25 protein-coding genes are annotated in these 22,037 nt (G+C 64.4%); all 25 read left to right on the top strand.

The features are described 5' to 3' along the window. The first annotated feature begins 26 nt into the window (after nt 1–26). The 25 genes from F3H87_RS19950 (at nt 27) to F3H87_RS19830 (ending at nt 22,036) form a co-directional block, all read left to right on the top strand. A complete protein-coding gene (locus F3H87_RS19950; RefSeq protein WP_149789623.1) occupies nt 27–317 on the top strand; it encodes a zincin-like metallopeptidase domain-containing protein in 291 nt (96 codons plus the stop codon). Further along, entirely contained in the window at nt 314–709 is a 396-nt protein-coding gene (locus tag F3H87_RS19945) for a DUF2958 domain-containing protein (protein WP_149789624.1), read from the top strand. The genes F3H87_RS19950 and F3H87_RS19945 overlap by 4 nt, the downstream gene beginning before the upstream one ends. Before the next feature lie 110 nt (nt 710–819). Next, nucleotides 820–1,308: a RadC family protein gene (gene radC, locus F3H87_RS19940; RefSeq protein ID WP_149789625.1), complete on the top strand. Its 489-nt coding sequence runs from the start codon at nt 820–822 to the stop codon at nt 1,306–1,308. Nucleotides 1,309–1,418: 110 nt separating this feature from the next. Beyond that, nucleotides 1,419–3,545, top strand: a complete 2,127-nt coding sequence (locus F3H87_RS19935) for a ParB/RepB/Spo0J family partition protein (RefSeq protein WP_149789626.1) — start codon at nt 1,419–1,421, stop codon at nt 3,543–3,545. A 97-nt stretch (nt 3,546–3,642) separates the two neighbouring features. Continuing rightward, nucleotides 3,643–3,948, top strand: coding sequence for a hypothetical protein (locus F3H87_RS19930; protein ID WP_149789627.1), 306 nt, complete (start codon nt 3,643–3,645; stop codon nt 3,946–3,948). Between the two features lie 414 nt (nt 3,949–4,362). Further along, complete coding sequence (locus F3H87_RS19925) at nt 4,363–4,527, top strand: hypothetical protein (protein ID WP_009573755.1); 165 nt, start codon at nt 4,363–4,365, stop codon at nt 4,525–4,527. A gap of 195 nt (nt 4,528–4,722) precedes the next feature. Then, nucleotides 4,723–4,986: a hypothetical protein gene (locus F3H87_RS19920; protein ID WP_188129293.1), complete on the top strand. Its 264-nt coding sequence runs from the start codon at nt 4,723–4,725 to the stop codon at nt 4,984–4,986. Further along, entirely contained in the window at nt 4,979–5,623 is a 645-nt protein-coding gene (locus F3H87_RS19915; RefSeq protein WP_149789629.1) for an antitoxin of toxin-antitoxin stability system, read from the top strand. Before F3H87_RS19920 ends, F3H87_RS19915 begins: the two co-directional genes overlap by 8 nt. Nucleotides 5,624–5,772: 149 nt before the next feature. Next, complete coding sequence (locus F3H87_RS19910) at nt 5,773–10,089, top strand: strawberry notch-like NTP hydrolase domain-containing protein (RefSeq protein ID WP_149789630.1); 4,317 nt, start codon at nt 5,773–5,775, stop codon at nt 10,087–10,089. Further along, nucleotides 10,089–11,135 carry a DUF7146 domain-containing protein gene (locus F3H87_RS19905; RefSeq protein ID WP_149789631.1) on the top strand — a complete coding sequence of 349 codons (1,047 nt, stop codon included), beginning with the start codon at nt 10,089–10,091 and terminating at the stop codon, nt 11,133–11,135. Before F3H87_RS19910 ends, F3H87_RS19905 begins: the two co-directional genes overlap by 1 nt. A 309-nt stretch (nt 11,136–11,444) precedes the next feature. Further along, nucleotides 11,445–12,371 (top strand): DUF2493 domain-containing protein, encoded by a 927-nt coding sequence (locus F3H87_RS19900; protein ID WP_149789632.1) that lies wholly within the window; start codon nt 11,445–11,447, stop codon nt 12,369–12,371. Between the two features lie 128 nt (nt 12,372–12,499). Then, complete coding sequence (locus F3H87_RS19895; protein ID WP_188129288.1) at nt 12,500–12,991, top strand: NUDIX domain-containing protein; 492 nt, start codon at nt 12,500–12,502, stop codon at nt 12,989–12,991. A gap of 144 nt (nt 12,992–13,135) precedes the next feature. Beyond that, nucleotides 13,136–13,624, top strand: a complete 489-nt coding sequence (locus F3H87_RS19890; protein WP_223228147.1) for a hypothetical protein — start codon at nt 13,136–13,138, stop codon at nt 13,622–13,624. A 560-nt stretch (nt 13,625–14,184) separates the two neighbouring features. After that, nucleotides 14,185–14,508: a DUF736 domain-containing protein gene (locus F3H87_RS19880; protein ID WP_149789634.1), complete on the top strand. Its 324-nt coding sequence runs from the start codon at nt 14,185–14,187 to the stop codon at nt 14,506–14,508. Nucleotides 14,509–14,702: 194 nt separating this feature from the next. Then, on the top strand, nt 14,703–14,951 hold the full coding sequence (locus tag F3H87_RS19875) for a helix-turn-helix domain-containing protein (RefSeq protein ID WP_058099626.1): 249 nt from the start codon (nt 14,703–14,705) through the stop codon (nt 14,949–14,951). A 105-nt stretch (nt 14,952–15,056) separates the two neighbouring features. Beyond that, nucleotides 15,057–15,320, top strand: coding sequence for a DNA -binding domain-containing protein (locus tag F3H87_RS19870; protein WP_149789693.1), 264 nt, complete (start codon nt 15,057–15,059; stop codon nt 15,318–15,320). Nucleotides 15,321–15,426: 106 nt separating this feature from the next. After that, on the top strand, nt 15,427–15,735 hold the full coding sequence (locus tag F3H87_RS22190) for a transcriptional regulator domain-containing protein (RefSeq protein WP_223228146.1): 309 nt from the start codon (nt 15,427–15,429) through the stop codon (nt 15,733–15,735). Nucleotides 15,736–15,805: 70 nt separating this feature from the next. Next, nucleotides 15,806–16,201, top strand: a complete 396-nt coding sequence (locus tag F3H87_RS19865) for a DUF2285 domain-containing protein (protein ID WP_149789635.1) — start codon at nt 15,806–15,808, stop codon at nt 16,199–16,201. A 137-nt stretch (nt 16,202–16,338) separates the two neighbouring features. Then, nucleotides 16,339–16,620 carry a helix-turn-helix transcriptional regulator gene (locus F3H87_RS19860; RefSeq protein ID WP_149789636.1) on the top strand — a complete coding sequence of 94 codons (282 nt, stop codon included), beginning with the start codon at nt 16,339–16,341 and terminating at the stop codon, nt 16,618–16,620. Between the two features lie 15 nt (nt 16,621–16,635). Further along, nucleotides 16,636–17,808 (top strand): replication initiator protein A, encoded by a 1,173-nt coding sequence (locus F3H87_RS19855; RefSeq protein WP_149789637.1) that lies wholly within the window; start codon nt 16,636–16,638, stop codon nt 17,806–17,808. A 65-nt stretch (nt 17,809–17,873) separates the two neighbouring features. Then, entirely contained in the window at nt 17,874–18,329 is a 456-nt protein-coding gene (locus F3H87_RS19850) for a DUF2840 domain-containing protein (protein ID WP_455429720.1), read from the top strand. Next, a complete protein-coding gene (locus F3H87_RS19845) occupies nt 18,326–18,868 on the top strand; it encodes a S26 family signal peptidase (protein ID WP_149789639.1) in 543 nt (180 codons plus the stop codon). The genes F3H87_RS19850 and F3H87_RS19845 overlap by 4 nt, the downstream gene beginning before the upstream one ends. Before the next feature lie 67 nt (nt 18,869–18,935). Further along, nucleotides 18,936–19,271, top strand: a complete 336-nt coding sequence (locus F3H87_RS19840) for a DUF736 domain-containing protein (RefSeq protein ID WP_149789640.1) — start codon at nt 18,936–18,938, stop codon at nt 19,269–19,271. 2 nt (nt 19,272–19,273) lie between these two features. Then, nucleotides 19,274–20,038, top strand: coding sequence for a lytic transglycosylase domain-containing protein (locus F3H87_RS19835; RefSeq protein ID WP_149789641.1), 765 nt, complete (start codon nt 19,274–19,276; stop codon nt 20,036–20,038). A 243-nt stretch (nt 20,039–20,281) separates the two neighbouring features. Further along, nucleotides 20,282–22,036, top strand: a complete 1,755-nt coding sequence (locus tag F3H87_RS19830) for a relaxase/mobilization nuclease domain-containing protein (protein WP_149789642.1) — start codon at nt 20,282–20,284, stop codon at nt 22,034–22,036. Nucleotide 22,037 lies beyond the last annotated feature (1 nt).

The raw sequence follows: 22,037 nt of genomic DNA, 5'->3' as shown, positions 1-22,037 counted from the left end.
CAGCCCCATGCAGAGGAGGTAGCGGCATGACCAAAACCGTTCTCATTGCCGGAAAATTTCAGAATGGGGCTGGACTGTCAGGATATGTCGCGGAGATTTCGAGCGCGTTCTGTTGCGCCTCGCTCGGGATCGTCCCGACTGTGCGCCACGCCGATTACATCGGCTCCTGGCTGGAGGTGATGCGCGAGGATTCCCGCGCGATCGTCCGCGCCGCCTCGCTCGCCAGCAAGGCGGCCGACTGGCTGCTGGCCCATCTGCCCGGCGACAGCACCGATGTTGAGCGGCAGACCCCGACGGAAGGGAGGGCCGCGGCATGATCCTCCTGACCGTTACACAGCGCAATCGGCTGCTGGCGAATGGCCGCGATCGCGATCAGGATCACATTCCGGTCGTGAAGTTCTTCAATCCCTTTGGCGCCGGTGTCTGGCTTGCGACCGAGCTCGACGAGGACGGCGACATCATGTTTGGCCTGGCCGACATTGGCTACCCCGAACTTGGCTCCTGGAGCCTCAACGAACTGCGCTCCATTCGGCTGCCCTTCGGCATGGGTATCGAGCGGGATCTGCTGTTCACGGGGGATTTCCCGATCTCGGTTTGGACCGAGGCCGCCCGGGATGCCGGCAGCATTCGCGATGCCGAGCGCCTGCTTTATCGCTCGGGCCGTCTGCCAGGCGGAACACGCCCTGATGCGGAGCACCCGCGTTCTTGAGGGGTTCTGCAGCTTCGGCGCCGCTCGCTTCGCAGGAAGAGGGCGGCGCCTCTCCTCGTGACGCGGTGAAAGTTCGGCGCCCGGCCGGCTGCCCGTCGGAGAACAGCACCATGACACGAAACACGAGAACACCCGACATCGAAGCGCAGAGACTCCAATTCTCCGCCCAAGAACAGGCCGTGGTCTACGAGGCCCGGCAGATCCTGCTGCGCCACCTCAATCAGAACCCTGTCCTGACGTCCTGGCAGGCGGTGCTCGACTATTGCGCCCTCACCATCAGGGGCGATGTGGAGCGCTTCCATGTCCTATATCTAGACCGCAGGAACCGGCTGATCTCAGACGAGTGCCTCGCCACCGGCACAGTCGATCATGTCCCGGTCTATCCCCGGGAGGTCCTGCGGCGCTGCCTGGCGCTTAACGCCTCCGCGCTGATCGTCGTCCACAATCATCCGGCCGGCGATCCCGAGCCCTCGGCCGCCGATCTCGCGATGACGAAGGAAATCCGGACGGTCTGTGCGGCCCTGGGGGTGGCGCTGCACGACCACATCATCACCGGCGCCGGCCGGGAGACCAGCCTGCGCGCCCGCGGCGAGCTCTGATGGGGCCGCGCGTTACGCCGGCTCATAAGAGGGAAAGGAGTGAGGGGGTTTCGTGACGGGCTGGTTGCCGGAGAGAGAGGCTCCCCGGCGTCCGTCATGGAGAACCTGACATGGCCACTGCCACTCAGAAGATCACCCTGTCGTCCTCGCGCGACATCCCGTTCAACAAGCTGGTGCTCAGCCAGTCCAACGTGCGGCGCGTGAAGGCCGGCATCTCGGTCGAGGAACTGGCCGAGTCCATCGCCCGCCGGGGGCTGATCCAGTCCCTGCATGTCCGCCCCGAGCTCGACGCGGAGGGCAAGGAGACCGGCCTCTTTGAGGTGCCGGCTGGCGGCCGCCGCTATCGTGCGCTGGAATTGCTGGTCAAGCAGAAGCGCCTCAACAAGACCACGCCAGTGCCTTGTATCGTCTCGGAGGCCAGTGACGACATCCTCATCGACGAGGTCTCGCTCGCAGAGAATATCGAGCGCGCGCCGCTGCATCCGCTCGACCAGTTCCGCGCCTTCCAGGTCTTTCGTGAGAAGGGCATGAGCGAGGAGGAAATCGCCGCCGCCTTTTTCGTCGACGCCAAGGTGGTGAAGCAGCGCCTGCGCCTGGTCTCGGTCTCGCCGGCGCTGCTCGAGACCTATGCCGAGGACGGCATGACGCTGGAACAGCTGATGGCCTTCACCGTCTCCGACAACCATGCCCGCCAGGAACAGGTCTGGGAGGCGATCAAGGATGGCTGGCAGAAGGAGCCTTACACCATCCGACGCATGCTGACCGAGACCACGGTGCGGGCCTCCGACAAGCGGGCGCTCTTCGTCGGTATCGAGGCTTACGAGGCGGCGGGCGGCTATGTTCTGCGCGATCTGTTCCAGCAGGACGATGGCGGTTGGCTCCAGGACCCGGTGCTGCTCGACCGGCTGGCGGACGAGAAGCTGAAGGCCGAGGCGGAGACCATCGCCGCCGAGGGCTGGAAGTGGATCGAGGTCGCCGTGGACTTCCCCTACGGCCATACCAATAGCATGCGCCGTCTGGCCAGCACCACCATCGACCTGACTGACGACGAACGTGCCGAGCGTGAGAAGCTGCGGGACGAGTTCGACGCGCTGGAGGCGGAATATGCCGAGGCTGACGAGTTCCCCGACGAGGTTGATGCCCGCCTCGGCGAGATCGAGGAGGCACTGGAGGCCTTCGAGGCCCGGCCGATGCGCTATGACGCGGACCAGATGGCCCGTGCCGGTGTCTTCGTCAGCATCCGCCATGACGGCCAGCTTGCCGTCGAGCGCGGTTATGTCCGCCCCGAAGACGAGGGGGTGGAAGGTCACGAGGGCGAAGACGCCGATGGTGCATCTGCCGAAGGCGACGAAGACGGCAGCGTCCGGCGCGCCGTCATCACCGTAGGCGGGGGCGCGCCGGAGACCGAGGAGGACGACGAGGTCGAGACCATACGGCCGCTGCCCGACCGCCTGGTCAGCGAGCTGACCGCGCATCGCACGCTGGCGCTCCGCGATGCCGTGGCGGCGAACCCGCATGTCGCCATGACGGCGCTGCTGCATCGGCTGGTCACCGATTGCTTCCTGCCGCATTCCACCAGGGGGTGCCTGGAGGCCCATGTCCGGGAGGTTCACTTCCCGGCACAGGCGGAGGACCTCGGAGAAAGCGTTTCGGCGAAGTCCATCCAGGATCGGCACGAACGCTGGGGCGATCATACTCCGGCCGACGATGCCGCTCTCTGGGACTGGCTCACCGATCAGGACGACGACACCCGGATGGAGTTGCTCGCCCATTGCGTCAGCTTCGGCGTCAACGCCTTGCACGAGAAGCCCAACCCCTATGGCGGCATGGGCGTCAGCCAGCACGGGCTCGACGTGCGCCTGTCTCAGGCCGACCGGCTGGCGCGGGCAACGGGCCTCGACATGGTGGCGGTGGGCTGGCGCCCGACCGTCGCCAACTATCTCGGTCGCGTGACCAAGCCGCGGATCTTGGAAGCCGTGCGCGAAGGTGCGGGCGAACGGGCGGCGCAGCTCATCGACCATCTGAAGAAGGGCGATATGGCCAAGGAGGCCGAGCGCCTGCTGGCCGAAACCGGCTGGCTGCCGGAGCCTCTGCGCATGGTGGACCGCGATGCCGATATCGCGGTGGATGCCGATGTCGACACCGAGGCGGACGATCTGCCTGAGTTCCTTGCCGGCGACGGCGAGGATGAAGAAGCCACGGAAGACGAGGAGCAGTCGATGGTCGCTGCCGAATGATCCTCAGGTGGGGCGGCGTTTGCTGCCCCACCACATCCCTTCCGTTTCCGCAACTCGCCCGGTCCTCGTGACCGAGCTTTTTCTTTGGAGAAATCCGATGTCCGCAGATATCGATATTGATCAGATCTTCCGCGAGGACAGCGCCAACCCGCCTTCGGAGCGCACGCTGCCTTGGGAGGAAACCCGCAGCGGCACCACGGTGGTCGTCGAGCCGAAGCTACATTGTGCGGATGACATGCGCGCCTTCCGTTTCGAAGCCTGCGCATATTGCCGCTACGCCGATTGGGCCGCGAATGGCGGTCATGCCCGGTTCTACGGTCATATCGACACCAGCGGTGATGAGGTGATGATGAGAGCGCGCGCGATGATCGCCCGCGAGATTGCCGATGGGCTCTGGGACTAAAGGCCCGCTCATGTCTGACGGTAGCCGCCACGGTCGTCCTGTCATCGGCCTGTATGGCTCCGGTTCCAGCTGCACGACGGTGCCGCTCATCATGTTCGGCATCGGTTTCCGTCCCCGTCCTCGAACACATTCCTGATGCCAGCGTGGCGGCAAGGCTGGCCGGTGAAGCATCTGCAAGGGGGTATCCGGCGCCTGTCGGATGCAAGACACCACCCCCGCTTCCATTCGCTAACCTTGGTCTGATCCGTCTCTTTGACATTCAACCCCGGCGGGGTCGGCTTACGCGCGCGTGCCGCCCTCGGGGATTCGGAAAAAGTCCGAACGCCCGAGGGTGAGTGCAGATCCGGTCAGACACGTCGGGCGCCTGTCGCGCGGGGGATGGTCCCCCGCCTCCAGTGACAGGAGCCAATCCCGATGTCCTATGCAGATGCCACCGCCTTCGCCGCCAGCCTCGCCACCACTCTGATGGTCGTGATCGTCGTGTTCCAGGCCGGGGACGGAACCCACGGCGCCATGCCCGCCGACGAGTTCGACGGCGACGAAGACATGGTGAAGCTGGAACTGGATCCATGGGAGTAAGGCGCGAAAGCGCCTCATCCCCGGCGGCCCGGTTCGCGGTGATCCCGTGACCGGGCCTTCAGTCCTGCGATGATTGCCCATCGCCGGCCGGTGCCTGCGGCGCCCGTCCGCAGAGGAAGAGTCCGGGCCGGTTGGCCGTGACGGGTTGAGGGCCGGAGAGAGAGGCTCGCCGGCGCCCGTCATGGAGTGATCCCGATGACCTTTGCCCGTTCCGAAACCTTCTGCTCTATCGGCCAGATTCTGGCGGCCGATGTTCTGCCCGCGCTCTCATCATCACCTCATCACCGCTGGTGTCGATATGACCGTAGAACCGGGCATGACCGCCATTCTCGGCCGAGAATCGACGGTTTCGGCGGCGGCGCGCATGTCCTCAATCTCGCTACCGGCGAAACGCTGGACTGGATCTATACCGATGGCTGGCTTTCCTCCGTTCTCGAAGGGAGAGATCCCTATGCCTGAGGTTATCGAAACCACCGTCTATCGCTTGGGCGAATTGTCCGATGCGGCGAAAGACAAGGCCCGCGCTTGGTATCGTGAGGGCGGCTTCGACGATGACTGGTACGATGCCGTCTATGAGGATTTCCAGCGCGTCACCGAAATCCTCGGGCTGAACCTCAAGACCCGAACCGTCCGGTTGATGGGCGGCGGCACACGGCAGGAACCCTGCATCTGGTTCCGGGGCTTCTGGAGCCAGGGGGATGGCGCATGCTTCGAAACCTTCTATGCCTACCGCAAGGGCGCGCCGCGCCGGATCAGGGAATACGCGCCGCAGGACACCGAGCTGCACCGCATCGCCGATGCCCTGCAGACGGTCCAGCGGCGTAATTTCTATCAGCTTCGCGCCGAGGCCAGCCATCGCGGCCATTATTGTCACGAGTATTGCATGGCGATTTCGGTCCAGCGTGACAGTCCGAGTTGGCAGGACTTGACCGCCGACGCCGAGGAGGTGGTTATCGAGGCGTTGCGCGATCTCGCCCGCTGGCTCTACCGCCAGCTCGAGCGCGAATACGACTATCTGTCCTCGGATGAGGTCGTCGATGAGGCCATCATCGCCAACGGTTACACCTTCACCGAAGCCGGACGCAGGTTCGGCTGATCCTGGCAAGCGCCCCCACCATCCGGTCGGGGCGCTTTGTTCATGTCGTCGTTTCCAGAGCCAGAGAGGTGCCGGGACGGGGTGAGTCCGGGTGGTCGAGAGAGAGCGCCGTCCGGGCTTGTCCCTCCCGCTCTCCGAGGTTCCCCGACATGAACATCTCATCTCCCGTGACCGGTCCGGTCACGCAGCCCGCGCCCGCGATCCTGGCCGCCGCCAATCTCCTGCTGCCCCATCTCGAACGAGGCCAGCGTGTGGAGGCCGCGATCCTGCGCGATGCGATGGAAAGCGCTTTCGGTGCCTCCGACGCCAGTGGCACCTGGGACTGGAAGCTTGCCTATGAGGCCTGCGAGGTCGCCACGGTTCTCTTCCTGCGCAAATACGGAAAGGCGCTTTTCCGCAAAGCCGGTTCTCCGGTTTCCCGGCTCGATCCTCTGGCGAAGATCGCGGGGTTGCTGCCCACGCAGACCCGCCGCTCCGAGGAAAGCCAGAGCTTCCAGCAGTTTTCGACGCCTCTGCCTCTCGGCTTTGCCGCCCTCATCGCGGCCACGATCACGCCCGATGACGTGGTGCTGGAGCCCTCGGCGGGCACCGGCCTTATGGCGATCCTGGCGCAGGCTGTCGGCGCCTCGCTGATCCTCAACGAGCTTGCCGAGACCCGCGCCGATCTTCTCTCTTCCCTCTTTCCGGTCTGTCCCGTCACCCGGTTCGACGCCGCCCAGATCGACGATCATCTGGCCCCGGAGGCCGTGCCGTCCGTGGTTCTGATGAACCCGCCCTTCTCGGTCATGGCCAATGTCGAGGGACGGATGGCGGATGCTGCGCTTCGCCATGTCGCCTCGGCACTGGCCCGGCTCGTCCCCGGCGGACGGCTGGTCACGATCACCGGCGCCAACTTCGGACCGGAAGCTCCAGCCTGGCGCGACGCCTTCATGCGCTTGCAGAACCGCGGGCGCGTGGTCTTCACCGCGGCGATCGATGGCGCGGTCTTTGCGAAGCACGGTACCAGTATCGACACGCGGCTGACCGTCATCGACAAGCTGCCCGCCGACGATCCGTCCTGTTTCCCGGCATCAAAGGGCATCGCACCGGATGTCGCCACGCTGCTCGGCTGGATCAAAAGCCAGGTTCCGCCGCGCTTGCCGGTCTCGCTGCCAAAGGTCGCATCTCCCGTTCCGGCGGCTGCCCCGAAGACCGTACGCGGTTATCTCGCTCGCGCCGCAGCATCCCAACCTGCCGCCGCACCAGCGTCCGATCCCGAGGGGGTGGAGCTCGAGTATGAGACCGTGGACTGGGCGCCGCCCGAGGGCGCGCGCCTGTCGGACGCGATCTACGAGGAATATGCGCTGCAATCGTTGCGTATTCCCGGCGCCGAGCCGCATCCGACCAGGCTGGTGCAATCGGCAGCCATGGCCTCGGTCGCGCCGCCAAAGCCGTCCTATCGGCCCATGCTGCCCGCCGACATCCGTACCCGCCTGTCGGACGCGCAGTTGGAGACGGTGATCTATGCAGGGGAAGCCCATGCCGATCACCTCGCCGGCGCATGGACCGTGGACGAACATTTCGACAGCGTGCGCGCCGCCGCCGAGGATGCCGCCGGTGCTGTCCGCTTCCGCCGGGGCTTCATGCTCGGTGATGGAACCGGCGCTGGCAAGGGCCGCCAGTCGGCCGCCATCATTCTCGACAACTGGCTTCGAGGTCGGCGCAAGGCGATCTGGATTTCCAAATCCGACAAGCTGATCGAGGACGCGCAACGCGACTGGTCGGCGCTCGGCATGGAGAGGCTGCTGGTCACGCCGCTCTCGCGCTTTCCTCAAGGCGCAAAGATCATGCTCACGGAAGGCATCCTGTTTACCACCTATGCCACGCTGCGCTCCGATGACCGGGGCGAGAAAGTTTCGCGTGTGAAGCAGATCGTCGAATGGTTGGGCAGGGACTTCGATGGGGTCATCATTTTCGACGAAAGCCATGCCATGCAGAATGCCGGTGGCGGAAAAGGCGAACGCGGGGATGTCGCCGCCTCGCAGCAGGGGCGTGCGGGCCTGCGGCTCCAGCACGCGCTGCCGGATGCCCGCGTGGTCTATGTCTCGGCAACCGGGGCCACCACGGTTCACAATCTCGCTTATGCGCAGCGGCTCGGTCTCTGGGGCGGCGAGGACTTCCCGTTTGCAACCCGCGCCGAGTTCGTCGAAGCGATCGAAGCCGGTGGCGTTGCGGCCATGGAAGTTCTGGCCCGCGATCTGCGATCTCTCGGCCTCTATACCGCCCGCTCGCTCTCCTATGATGGGGTGGAATACGAACTGGTCGAGCACAAGCTCACGGATGAGCAGCGCCGCATCTATGACGCTTACGCTGCGGCGTTCGCCGTGATCCATGGAAACCTAGACGCGGCGATGGAGGCGGCCAACATCACCGGCAGTGAAGGCACGCTAAACCGGCAGGCCAAATCCGCCGCGCGGTCGGCCTTCGAAAGCACCAAGCAGCGTTTCTTCGGCCATCTGCTCACTTCGATGAAAACCCCGACGCTGATCCGCTCTATCGACGCCGATCTGGAGGCGGGCCATGCCGCCGTCATCCAGATCGTCTCCACCGGCGAGGCGCTGATGGAACGGCGGCTGGCCGAGATACCCACCGACGAGTGGAACGATGTTTCTGTCGATGTCACGCCGCGGGAATATGTCGGCTCGTACTTGCAGCACTCCTTCCCGGTGCAGCTCTACGAGCCCTTCACCGACAGCGAGGGCAATCTTTCCTCGCGGCCGGTGTTCCGGGACGGCCAACCGGTCGAGAGCCGCGAAGCCGTGGCGCGGCGGGATGAGATGCTCGAGCAGCTCGGCTTGTTGCCGCCGGTCCCGGGAGCGCTCGATCAGGTCGTGCAGCGTTTCGGCACGGATGTGGTGGCGGAGGTCACGGGGCGGTCCCGCCGCATCGTGCGCAAGGGCGAAGGCGCATCGGCCCGCCTGGCCGTCGAGAGCCGCGCTCCTTCTTCCAACCTCGCCGAGACTTCGGCCTTCATGGATGACCAGAATCGCATTCTTGTCTTTTCTGATGCCGGGGGCACCGGGCGCAGCTATCACGCGGACCTCTCGGCGCGGAACCAGCGGCTGCGGGTGCACTACCTGCTGGAGCCGGGCTGGAAGGCGGATGCCGCCATTCAGGGGCTGGGCCGCACCAATCGTACCAATCAGGCGCAGCCGCCGCTGTTCCGGCCCATCGCCACGGATGTGAAGGCTGAGAAGCGGTTCCTCAGCACGATTGCCCGCCGCCTCGACACCTTGGGCGCGATCACGCGCGGGCAGCGTCAGACCGGCGGTCAGGGCCTGTTTCGGCCCGAGGATAATCTGGAATCTGCCTATGCCCGCGATGCGTTGCGCCAGCTCTACCTTTTGATCGTGCGCGGCAAGGTCGAGGGCTGCTCGCTTGAACGGTTTGAGTCCGCCACCGGTCTGAAGCTGATGGACACGAATGGGATCAAGGACGATCTGCCGCCGATCACCACCTTCCTCAACCGGCTGCTAGCGCTGACCATCGAGTTGCAGGGCATTCTGTTCTCGGCCTTCGAGCAGCTTCTGCAGGCCCGGATCGACGGGGCGATTGCATCCGGCACCTATGACATGGGGCTGGAGACGCTTCGCGCCGAGAGCTTCATCGTCACCGACCGGCAGGTGATCCACACCCATCCGGGCACCGGGGCAGAAACCCGGCTCCTCACGCTAACCGAGCGCAAACGCAACCAGCCGGTGACGCTGGATGCGGCCTTGGCAGAACTGGATGATCCACGGGCAAAGCTGCTCGTCAACGAGCGGTCCGGTCGTGCCGCCGTGCAGATCCCCACCACCAGCGTCATGCTGGACGATGGCGAGATCGAGCGCCGCGTCCGGCTGATCCGGCCGATGGAAGCGATGAACATGCCCGTGCGGGCGATGGGCGAGACCCACTGGGTCGAGGCCGAGTGCGCTGCCTTCGCCTCGGCATGGCAGGCCGAGTTGGACGAAGTGCCGGAGTTCACCGACAGCATCCTGCATATGGTGACCGGGCTGCTGCTGCCGATCTGGAAGCGCCTGCCGCAGGACTCCTCCCGCGTCTATCGACTCCAGACCGACGAGGGCGAACGCATCATCGGTCGCCGTGTCTCGTCGGCATGGGCTACCAATGCTTCGACCAGTGGCGTCACCAGCAGCCTGACACCGGATGCCGCCTATGCCGCGTTGATCGAAGGCCGAACGATCCTTGATCTCACCGAGGGGCTGCAACTGCGCCGCGTCCGCGTCATGGGCGCGAACCGTATCGAACTCACCGGCTTCACCGATACCATGCGCGATCGGTTGCGAACCTATGGTCTCTTCAGCGAGATCATCTCATGGAAACTCCGCTTCTTCGTGCCGGTGGACGCATCGGGGCCGGAGATCATCGGCAAACTGCTCGACCGCTTCCCGGTCGAGCGCATCTCCGAGCGGGGGGCTGCGTGATGGCACGTCTCAACGCTTCCGAGCTGGCGCAGCATCTTGGTCGCCAGGCCGAGGCGGTGTGCCGCCACTATCTCTCGAACGGGCGCAAGCAGGGCAATTACTGGCAGGTTGGGGATGTGCGAAACACGCCCGGTCGTTCAATGTTCGTCCGTCTGACCGGGCCGGAGGCCGGTAAGGGCGCGGCCGGCAAATGGACCGATGCGCAGAGCGGGGAACATGGCGATCTGCTCGACGTGATCGGCGAAAGCCTCGGCCTCATCGATTTTGCCGACGTTGCTGAGGAAGCACGACGCTTCCTCAGCCTGCCGCAACCTGAACCGGTGCCGCAGTCCCGTAGGGCCCAAACACCGCCTGTACCATCGGGATCGTCCAAGGCGGCCCGCCGGCTCTGGCGCATGACGCAACCGCTCACCGGCAGTCTTGCAGAGGCGTATTTACGGACACGCGGCATTGCGGATTTACGCGGAACCGCAAATCTGCGGTTCCACCCGACCTGCTACTGGCGTGCGGAGAGCGACGGCCCAACCGAAACCTGGCCGGCCATGATCGCCGCCGTCACCGACCTCGAAGGCAGGATCACCGGTGTGCATCGCACCTGGCTTCAACGTGACGGCTCCGGGAAAGCGCCGATCGATCCGCCGAGAAAGGCGATGGGAGACCTGCTCGAAAACGCCGTCCGGTTTGGCGAGGCGCAGGATGTCATGGCGGCAGGCGAGGGGATCGAAACCATCCTCTCGCTGCGGCAGGCATTGCCCAAGATGCCGATGATTTCGGCACTTTCGGCTGGCCATCTCGCCGCCATCCAGTTCTCCCCGCATCTGCGCAGGCTCTATATCGTCCGCGACAACGATCCGGCAGGTGACGCCGCACGGGACAGTCTGGTGGACCGGGCCATCGAGGCCGGGATCGAGGCCATCACGCTTTCGCCCATGCTGGGAGATTTCAACGACGATCTCGTCAGCTTCGGACTGGAGGCACTTCGGGCGCAGATCCGGGTGCAGATCGCCCCCGAGGACGTCAGCCGCTTCATGGCGCTTGCGTCATAGCCAGAGAGGGCCGTGATCGGGGATAACCGATCCTGCCATGGGCAAAGGATAGTAGCACCTCGGTACGAGATCCGCGCCTTGGCCTTCTTGAGAGGGCGAGCGGCCCACAAGCGCTCCGGCCCGGCAATGGCGGCGCCCGACTGATTTCCGTCGGCGGGCAGGCCCGCCTTTACAGCGCGAAGCAAATCAGCCGGGCTTTGCCATCAAGGCCCTGAGCCAAAGGGCTCGGGCTGCCCGGCCGGAGCGCCGGTGGGCTTGTCGTCGCCATGAAGGCCGCGACGGTCGCGGTCCAGCCGAAGGACACATCCCATGTATGCCCATGACGAATTCGAACCCGAACACAGCACGTCTCCCACCGGCCATGTCATCGAAGCGCTCGAACTTTACGGTTACCGTCCCGCCGAGCGCGAGGCCGATCCCCGGATCACGCCCGAGGACAACGCCATCCAGGGCGCGGTTGCCGACATCTTCGACGCCCTGATCTCCACCATGGCCGACACCAGCCTCGATTCCGACCTAGACGAGATCATGTGGTCCACCGTCAACACCTTCCACCGCGCCGTCGAGCGGATTGAACGCAAACTCGACGATAACGAGCAGGCCCAGAAGCGCCTTCAGCGCGAACAGGATGGCAGCGAGGTCAAATCCGTCCAGTTGGAGACCCTGATCGGAATCGGACAAAATCTGATCGAGCGCCGCGACAGCATGGAGACCTTTCGCGACACTGCCTCCGACCTCTACCTGCGCAGCACAGGCACGCCCTGGTCACCGCGCTCCGGATCACGGGTCAACCATCGCCAGATGACCTCGGCCATGATCGACAGCCGCGATTTCCTCGCGGCCAAGCGACGGGCCGACAATGAGGTTCTCTTGCCCGCTGGGCCGAAGATTGCTTTCTCGGGTGGGGAGACCACCGATCACCGCACGATCTGGGCCAGGCTCGATCAGGTGCATGCCAAGCACCCGGACATGGTGCTCCTGCATGGCGGATCGCCGAAAGGCGCCGAACGCATCGCCGCCACCTGGGCCAACAACCGCGAGGTGCCGCAGGTCGCCTTCAAGCCTGACTGGACCAAACACGCCAAGGCCGCGCCGTTCAAGCGCAACGACCGGATGCTCGACACGATGCCGATTGGGGTCATCGTCTTCCCAGGAACGGGCATCCAGGAAAACCTCGCCGACAAGGCCCGCAAGATGGGCATCCCAGTCTACCGCCTCGCGGAGGGCAGCGCGTGAGCGCTGCCCTACCTTGAAATGGAAGCTTCGAGACTTTCTTGACCGATACCACAGTGTGCGCGACTATCTGAAAGATGAGGAACTGTTCGTGTCCTCATAGCATTTTCTGTTTCAGGATGGAGCTTTCAGTGCAGTTTTCCGAGAGTTATTTGGGGCAATTGCGAGGCTTGGTTGGAAACAGGCGGCTGTTGGCAGTGGGTGCGCGCATCTTGATAGAAGATGACATGGGTAGGTTCTTGATCATCAAGCGGACAGACAGCGGTTACTGGGGGCTGCCGGGCGGTTCGATGGAACTGGGAGAGTCCTTGATGGATGTTGTCTTTCGCGAAGCTATGGAAGAAGCAAATGCGTCTTTAGAGCGGGTAACTCCTTTCGGCTTGTCGTCAGACCCGAACATCGAGCAACACACTTATCCCAATGGGGACCAATTACAAAACATCTCTCTGCTTGCTCATGCCTATCTTGCAAACTCCGATTACTCGCCGGACGGAGGTGAGGCTTCAGAAATCAGATTTGTTCGCTACGAGGAAATTGATCGAGAAAGCTTTGTTGCGACCGAGTACCCTACATTTTCGCACTGGCAGTCGTTCAAAGACACGGGAACTTTCCAAATCGTTTGATTGAAGCATCTGGTAGAAACAAAAACACTAAGCTGACGCTCTCCGGACCGACACCAGTGACCGGGTTGCCTCGCGCAGTAGGCCTGAGGAATATCTTGGCGTCTCGCCTTTGGACGGAAATCTTGCTAGACTTCAAGTTGCGCCATGGTGGTGATGGAAGGCGCGACCGTTCCAAGTTATCCGGGAGATCCCACCATGTTCGCTGTCGGTATCCTTGCGTCTTTTGCCGCCATCGCGGCCATGTGCTGGTTGGTGTTCAACCTCGCCGTCTTCGCCTTGCCGTTCCTCGTCGGACTTCATGCCGGCATCTGGGACTATGGCACCGGCGCAGGCTGGTTCGGTGCAATCCTCGTGGGCGGCTTCGCTGCAGGGTTGACGCTGGCCATCGGTCAGGCGCTGATCATGCTTGTCCGCCCGCTTTGGGCACGCTTTATCATTGCGCTGATCTTCGTGGTGCCCGCGGTGCTCGCTGGCTTCCACGCCACCCTCGGGAACGCCAGGGCCATGATGCCCTCGGAGACATGGCAGATGATCTTCTCGGTCATCGGCGCTGCAGCCGTCGGCATTTCCGCCTTTCTCCGCATTGCCGGTTCAGCCGCCGAGCCTTCGGGTAGGTCTCCCATAGGCGCCTGACACTGCTGACGATCCGATGAGGCGGGACCGGAGCGGCGCTGGAATGCCATCCCGATCATCAGGGTACCCGTATGGGGCTATGTGCGGATCGGCATGAGGCCGACGTCGCGGCTCGTGGCCGCGCGGTGGGGGGCGGACCGTTCGAGCGGTAAACCGCCCCTGTGATCGGGGGGGGCACGCCGGGCGGGGCGTCTTGGAAAGTGATGCGTATGGCCTGTCGCGGGTGAGCCAATCCGCCGGTGGAAAGGCCGGTCAGGCTGACGGGCATGCGCGGTCGCCATCGTCTCCGTTCCTTGCCCGTCCCATCTCCGCTCCATACGGCCCTTTCAATGGACTGATCTGGCCGAAGACCGGCTGTGCCTCGACCGGCTTGGCGCAACAGCGCCGCCATAACTTTCTTCCCCTGCCGGCGGAGCCGTCATTCCGCGCGGAACAAGAAAGTTCTGCCTGTGCTGTCCAGCCCCCGGCAAAGCGGGGGTGCACCGCCTGTCGTCTCCGGCCTGTCGATCGCCATCGGGCCGCAATGGTGCGGACCCGGAAACGGAAAACGGAGACTTAGAATGGCAACCATCGGCACCTTCAAGAAGACCGGCAACGAATTCACCGGCGAAATCGTCACCCTCAGCGTCCAGGCCAAGGGCGTGCGCATCGTTCCCGACACCCGGGCCACCGGCGAGAACGCCCCCAGCCACCTGGTTCTGGTCGGCCGCGCCGAGATCGGCGCCGCCTGGTCCAAGCGCTCGGGCGAGGGCCGCGACTATCTGGGCCTCAAGCTCGACGATCCGAGCTTCACCGCCCCGATCTACGCCAACCTCTTCGACGACGAGGGCGGCGAGAGCTACGCTCTGATCTGGTCCCGCCCCAACGGTCGCCGCAGCGAATAACGCCGTCGCGAGGCCCCGGTCCAAAGGCCGGGGCCGACCGCCAAACCGGGCAACCGAATCAGTTCCCGAAATTTCCGACGCCAAAGCGGAAACGCGATGTAAACACGTCAGAATTTTGGTGGTGAATTTCCAAAATACGACTATAATGGTCGTAGTTCTGGCGTGCGCGCCGGGCCGGATGGGAGGTGATCTGCATGATCACCGCCCGACAATCACGGGCCGCGCGGGCGCTTCTTGGCTGGACGCAGGAGCAGCTTGCGGATGAGGCCCGGGTATCTTTGACCGCGCTCAAGCGTCTCGAATCCGAAAGCGGACTCGAGGTCTATGAGACCACGCGCGATCAGGTTCGACGGGCTTTCGAAGCGAATGGCATTCTTCTCCTGAACTCCGACCAGGGGATTGGAGTGATGCATGTTCAGGCGAAGGCCGTCCCGAAGGGCTGAGTTTTGCGGCGCATCTCCCCGAAAAGGGATGCCCGCCGTCACCATGCTTACAAGAAGGTCGAGCCGCTGTGTTAGAAATGCTCGCAAACCGCAGTGGGGTTGCGCGTGAGAAGAGGCGAATTGCAGGATGTACCGCCGCAAGGAGCCGTGGTGACGGATTATGACCGTCGTCACATGACGCAGTATATGCGTCTGCTCGATGCTGCCGGCGAGGGCGCGAGCTGGCAGGAGGCCGCGCAGATCATCCTGGGGCTCGATACGCAGAAAGAGCCGGAGCGGGCGCGCCTGGTCCACGATACCCACCTTGAACGCGCGCGCTGGCTGAGTTCCGAGGGCTACCGGCAATTGGCGGCGGGGCGAACCAACTGAGAAGGTGATGCGTCCCACGCATCACCTGATGCCTTGCGGCGGACTTCCCAAGTGATTGATCTCTCGGAATCCTTTCTTGAGATCAACCTAAGGGAGAAGCGATGCCATGCAACCCGACCGCTCGAACTGGCGTAACCAGGCGGCCTATGACTATCTCGATGATCTGGCCGCGCCGGAACTCGGCTGGGAATGCCTGCGTCGCAATCCCGAATATCAACATGACTATGCAGAGCTTGCAGGGGGACCACCTGACAGGGCTGACCTGAGGGATCAGGTCGGCCGTCGATGGGGTCTGTGCTTTCCCGGTTCGCCCCGGTCTGAGCGCGACTGTCGCAGAGATATTCTGGCGCCCCGAAATCGATACCAGCGCCGTGATCCTCGCGGTTGCCCCCGGGGCACTCGCCGGAGAGACTGATACTCCCGGCGGTGAGATAGTCGCCCCGAAGGGCAGGGCATCCCCCATTGGTAAGCACCTGCGGCACAGGTTGCCGGACGGAACATACCTGCATCTCGTTGCTCCTCTGAAGCACTGTGGACGGCTTGTTGCCACTGTTCCTCTCGGCCCCGAGGGCCTTGATCGCATCGAAGCGATCCAGCGGCTTCTGGCGGACCAGCATCGACGTCGTTCAATCCCGCGCGACACCCGCCTGACCGCGCAGCAGAAAGCGCGCCTGCGGCGTGTCCTTCAAGCCTCCGACGCCGCCTTCGACGGCGCGACCCAGATGCAGATCGCCGATGTGCTGTTCCGTACCGGTCGCCTGGACCGCGATGAATGGCAGGTCTCCTCAGCCCGTTTTGCCGTCTCCAGTCTCCTTCGTGAGGGGCGTGACCTGATCGCCGGCGGCTATCGCAAGCTCCTGCGTCACCAGCGCCGCCTCTAGGTCGGCGATCCCGCGCCGCGGTGTGCGAATTTACCCCTGCCAACTCCCCACTGCATCTGACCAGACGCGCTTCGCCATCATGACCGTCATCCGCCGCTGTTTCGCGGCACTGGTCACACACAGCAGGGAGACGCCCGATGTCCGCCATCTCAACCGAACTTCCCCCGCGCTATCTGCGCACCAAGGAAGCCGCGCATTTCCTCAGCCTGTCGGCTCGGACGCTGGAGAAGCACCGGACCTATGGCACCGGTCCCGCCTACCACAAGCTGGGCGGACGCGTGGTCTATGCGATCGAGGACCTGCAGGCCTGGGTCGGACGCGGCGCCGTCACCTCGACATCCGACCCGCGCGGGCAAGTGCTGCCAGCGAAGCGCCATACGCTTGCCAACCTCCCGCAGCCCGGCCGCTTCGTGCGCTGACGCTGCGGCAATGTCATGACCGATGGACGCAAACCCCGTTCCGAGCGCGGACAGCTCGATCTGTTCCGCGCGCTGCCCGGTGACTTCGCCCCCAGAGATGCGCAGGACCTCATGGCCTATCCCTTCTTCTCCCTCGCCAAATCCAAACGGGTCGCACCGATCGACTTTGCCGCTGGTAGCGTCAGCATCCGGGTCGAGGCGGTTCCCGATCACGGTATGGCCACAATCTGGGATGCCGACATCCTGATCTGGGCGGCGAGCCAGATCGTCGAGGCGCGTGACGCGGGGCTACGCACCTCCCGGCTGATGGCCGCCACCCCATATGAGATCCTCACCTATGTTGGTCGCGGAACCAGTGCGCGGGATTACCAGCGCCTGAAGGCGGCGCTGGATCGTCTGCAGTCGACGACGATCTCCACCTCGATCCGGCAACCGGCGGAAGGACGTCGCCATCGCTTCTCCTGGATCAACGAATGGCAGGAGCGCAGCGACAGGGAGGGGCGCCCGGACGGCATCGAGCTGATCGTGCCCGACTGGTTCTACCGGGCCGTGCTCGACAATGCACTCGTCCTCACCATTGATCGGGCGTATTTCGACCTGACTGGCGGGCTCGACCGATGGCTCTATCGCCTGGTGCGCAAGCATGGTGGCAGGCAACGGGACGGCTGGCGTTTCGATTTCCATCATCTTCACCAGAAGTCCGGGGCGCTGTCCCCCTTCAAGCGCTTCGCCTTCGAGCTTCGCGACATCATCCGGCGGCAGCCGCTGCCAGGCTATACGCTCTTTCTCGAGACAGAGGTTGGTGGCCGCAAACTGCTGGCTTTCGAGCCCGCTCCGGGCTGTGGAAAACCTGTGAATGGGCTCGTGCTATCGGGAACCCTGACTATCGTGCCATCAGGAACCGGGGTCTCGTGCTATCAGGAACCCAAACAGGGTGTAACGCACAGAAGTAAAAGTGGAAATCGCTCCCTTAACTTAGAATCTAACGAAGACTCTAACTTTGAAGAGCGCGCTAGTGGTGTGGAAGACATCATCCGCAGCGCAGCCGGGAGGCTTCGAAAGGCTGAGAAACCGGACGCATCGAGCACGCCTGGCGCTGCCGGATCGCTCCCGGACAGCCCCGCCTCCGACACGGTCCGTCGCCCAGCCTTGGCACGCCTTCCACTCAATCCTCCGGGAGGCCGGTGATGAGTGTCATTCTGAGACCCGGCAAATCATCCGCGATTGAGGCTTCGTCGCTCGGCTTCGACCGTATGACCCGCGTCGAATTGATCTGGCTGGAGAAGCAGACCGAGTTCTGGATCCGGTTCGGCAACGGGGCAGGGGAGCAGATCCTCGACCGCAGCCGCCGCATCGTCTTCTTCCGTCCCGGCACCGTGTTTGGCTTCGTCCGCTGGGCGGCGAATGACTACGGTACCGTTGTCTCGCGCATCGACATTGTTCGCGCGATCGCGGCTGGCAACTCCTACCAGACGCTGCCCTTTGTGCGTCCCGGTGGCGAGATTTTGTTGAAAATCGAAGGCTGGCCCAAGGTCGAAGAGGTCCTGCGCCATATCGATGCAATCGAGAGTCTTGGCATCGATGCCGCCGACGTCGATCCCGATCACTGGCGCCATGTCGCCCACTGGATGAAGGCGGGCGAAGCGCCGCGACTCTATACGGCGGAACGCCATGCCGCATGGCTCCGGCGTCGGGAGATCGGAAAATGACCCACGTCCGCTACATCGTGGCGACGGTTGCCGCGCTCGCCGCCGTCATCGCCGGCAGCATTCCGACTGCGCCACGGCTGGTCTGGAACGCCTCGGCCAGCGTGCCGATCGGTTTCTACACCATCGCACCAACGGATCGGCTCGAGGTGCCAGATCTGGTCGCCGTTATGCCGCCCGAACCCCTTGCGGGTTTCATGGTCGCGCGCGGCTATGTCGGTCGCGATGTGCCGATCCTGAAGCACGTCATCGGGCTGCCGGGACAACGGGTCTGCCGTGACGGTGCTGCGATCACCGTCGATGGCAGACACCTGGGGGAGGCGCGAGAGCGCGACAGCCAGGGCCGCGATCTTCCCGTCTGGCAGGGCTGTCGTTCCATCGCGGAGGGCGAGGTCTTCCTGATGAACCCGGCGGTCGCTGACAGTTTCGACGGCCGCTACTTCGGCCCGTTCCCCACCTCGGCAGTGATCGGCCGGGCCAGTCCACTGTTCACCGATGAGGGCGGCGATGGCCGCCTCGTCTGGTGCGCGCCGGATCGGTGACGGCGCGTCCATGGCGGGACGTGCGAGCGGCCCGCATCCTAACCACCGTATTATGAAGGAACCTTCAATGCCACAGATCGGTCAATTCACCCGCACCCCGTCCGGCTATTCCGGACAGCTGCGTACGCTCTCTCTCGACCTGGAACTGACCTTCGTTCCCACAGACAATGTCGATTCCGAGAAAGCTCCCGCCTATCGCATCCATCTCGGTGACGATGAGGGCCCGGAGGTTGGCGCGGGCTGGAAACACACCGGCGAAACCGCCGGGGCGTTCGTTTCGGTCCTGCTCGATGACCCGGTTTTCCGGCATCCGATCCGCGCCCGCCTGTTCCAGTCGGATGAGGAGGGCAGGGACTGGGGGTTGCACTGGACCCGCCCGAAGAAACGCGACGAGCAGGACTGACGATGATCGCGTCCTGCACCGCTCCCGCTTCGGAGAGAGGTGGCATATGCCGCCGCATTCTCCTCCTTCTTCTTTCCGGCCTCCTCATCCCGGTCACCGCCACGCAGCCGCTCTTGGCGCAAACCGATGTGCCCGAACACGTAATTGCCGCGCATCCCTACGCCGTCCAAATTGCCGAGGCGTCGCAGCGCTTCGGCATACCGACGACATGGATCATGGCCGTGATGCGAACAGAGAGCGCGGGCGATCTGCGTGCGGTTTCTTCCGCTGGCGCGATGGGGCTGATGCAGGTCATGCCCGACACCTGGGCGGGGCTGCGCATCCGTCATGGTCTTGGCCGAGACCCTTACGATCCGCGTGACAACATCCTCGCGGGCACGGCCTATCTGCGCGAGATGTGGGACCGCTATGGCAATGTCGCGGCGATGCTGGCGTCCTATAATGCCGGTCCTGCTCGTTACGAAGAATACCGACTGGCGGATCGTCCGCTGCCTCCCGAGACACGTGCCTATGTCGCTGCGCTTGCACCCGTTCTGCTTGGCGAGCGGCCATCGGGCACCGGTATCACTGCAGCACGACCACGCGATTGGCGTGAGGCGGCGATCTTCATCAGCCGCGACGACGGCACGCTTGCAACCGATCCTGTGTCGCCTCACCCGACGGTCGGCGCCGCTCCTTCACCCGTCCCGGCGGTGCCGCAGGCGGGCATCACCCCGCAGCCTGAGGGCCTCTTTGTCCAGCGGGAGACTGGTGAGGTCCAGCCATGACTCGGGAGATCGCACTTCGCGCTCCATCGTACTCTGGCGTGCTTTTGTGGGGGCGGGCGGTGATGGCGGGCACCACGACCGAAGGATGGCAGGATAAAAGGGCGCACGGTGCGCGGCGGTTGGGCGGTTGTTTTTGTTCATGTTTTTGCTGCGTTCCGCACCGTGTGGCGCGTGCGCGCAGCGTGCGAAATGTGCCTAACACTCTGATCTTTCGCGTTGTTTCGCACTGTGCGGGGATTTCCCATGCCCGATGATCGCGAGTTCCGCATCCGCCCGGGGCGTATCCGCTCCACCCGGGCGCAGCAGGGTCGACCCTTTGTCGCACAGGCCCTGGCTGCCGCGAAGAAGGCCGGTGGTGGCGTCTCGCGGGCAGGGCGTGTCACCCCGGGCAATCGGTCCCGCTTCGGGCGTGGTCAGCGTGCCAGCATTCAGGCCAACCGCCTCATCACCGCCCGCACGCGCGGCGCGGTGGTCAAGGCGCGTGTGGTGCGGCACAGCGGGAAATCCGCGCCTCTCGGAGCCCACCTCGATTACCTGCGCCGGGACGGCGTGACCCGGGACGGGGAGAAGGCCAGGCTCTTCGGATCGGGAACGGAGGATCCCGATGGCCGGACCTTTGCCGAGCTGTGTCGCGATGACCGTCATCATTTCCGTTTCATCGTCTCGCCCGACGACGCGCCGGAAATGTCCGACCTGCAAACCTTCACCCGCGATCTCGTCGGGCGGATGGAGCAGGATCTCGGCACTTCACTTGACTGGGTCGGTGTCGATCACTGGAACACCGCGCATCCGCACGTTCACCTGATCGTTCGGGGTGTGCGCAACGACGGCCAGGATCTCGTGATCTCGCGGGACTACATCAAGGAGGGGATGCGCGATAGGGCACGGAATCTCATCACCCAGGAACTGGGTCCACGCAGCGATCTCGAGATCCGCCAGACGCTTGAACGTCAGATCGAGGCCGAGCGCTGGACGCAGCTCGACCGTCAGTTGCTGCGGGATGCGGGGCGTTCGCGCATCCTCGACATGGCGCCGGATGCGGATCGGCAGCCGGATGCGTTTCACGCGCTGAAGGTCGGGCGGTTGCGAAAGCTGGAAATCCTCGGCGTCGCCGACCAGATCGGACAGTCGCAATGGCACATCAGGGATGATGCAGAGGCGGTCCTGCGCGAGATGGGGGAGCGTGGCGACATCATCAAGCGGATGCATCGGGCGCTGACGGAACGCGGGATCGAGCGCGGGTCCTCGAGTTACGTCCTTGCCGCAGAGAGCCTCGATGTTCCCGTCATCGGTCGTCTGGTCCAGCGGGGCCGTGATGACGAACTGAAGGGGACAGCCTATGCCGTCGTCGATGGTGTCGATGGCCGGAGCCACCATATCCGTCTGCCCCATCTCGACGCCGCCGGCGACAGCGCCCCAGGCTCTATCGTGGAACTCCGCACCTATGACGATGCGCGCGGCCAGCGTCGTGTCGCGCTGGCGGTCCGGTCCGACCTGGACCTCGCTGCGCAGGTGACCGCGTCCGGGGCCACCTGGCTCGACCGGCAGGCAATCGCGCGCGACCCGCTCGCCTTGTCGGACCAGGGCTTCGGTGCCGAAGTCCGGGAGGCCCTGGAAGCCCGGGCCGAGCACCTGGTCACGGAAGGGCTAGGCGAGCGGCGGGGCGGCAGGGTGGTCTTTGCCCGGCGCCTGCTCGGAACCTTGCGCGACCGGGAGCTGCAGGCGGTTGGCGCGCAGCTCTCGGGGGAAACCGGGCTACCATTCAACAAGGCGGAAGCGGGTGACTACGTGAGCGGTATCTATCGCCAGCGTCTCGCGCTGGCTTCGGGGCGCTTTGCGATGATCGAGGGCTATGGAACTGACGGCGCGCTCGGCTTCCAGCTGGTGCCCTGGTCGCCCTCCCTCGAAAAGCATCTCGGCCGGGATGTCACCGGCGTCGCGCGCGGGGACGGCGGGGTCGATTGGGACTTCGGCCGCAAGCGCGGCCTCGGCCTCTGAT

Source organism: Lutimaribacter pacificus (assembly GCF_900142185.1).
GTDB classification, from domain to species: Bacteria; Pseudomonadota; Alphaproteobacteria; order Rhodobacterales; family Rhodobacteraceae; genus Lutimaribacter; species Lutimaribacter pacificus.
Note: the sequence above shows the minus strand (reverse complement) of the source record. Positions and strands in the feature narration are given on the sequence as shown.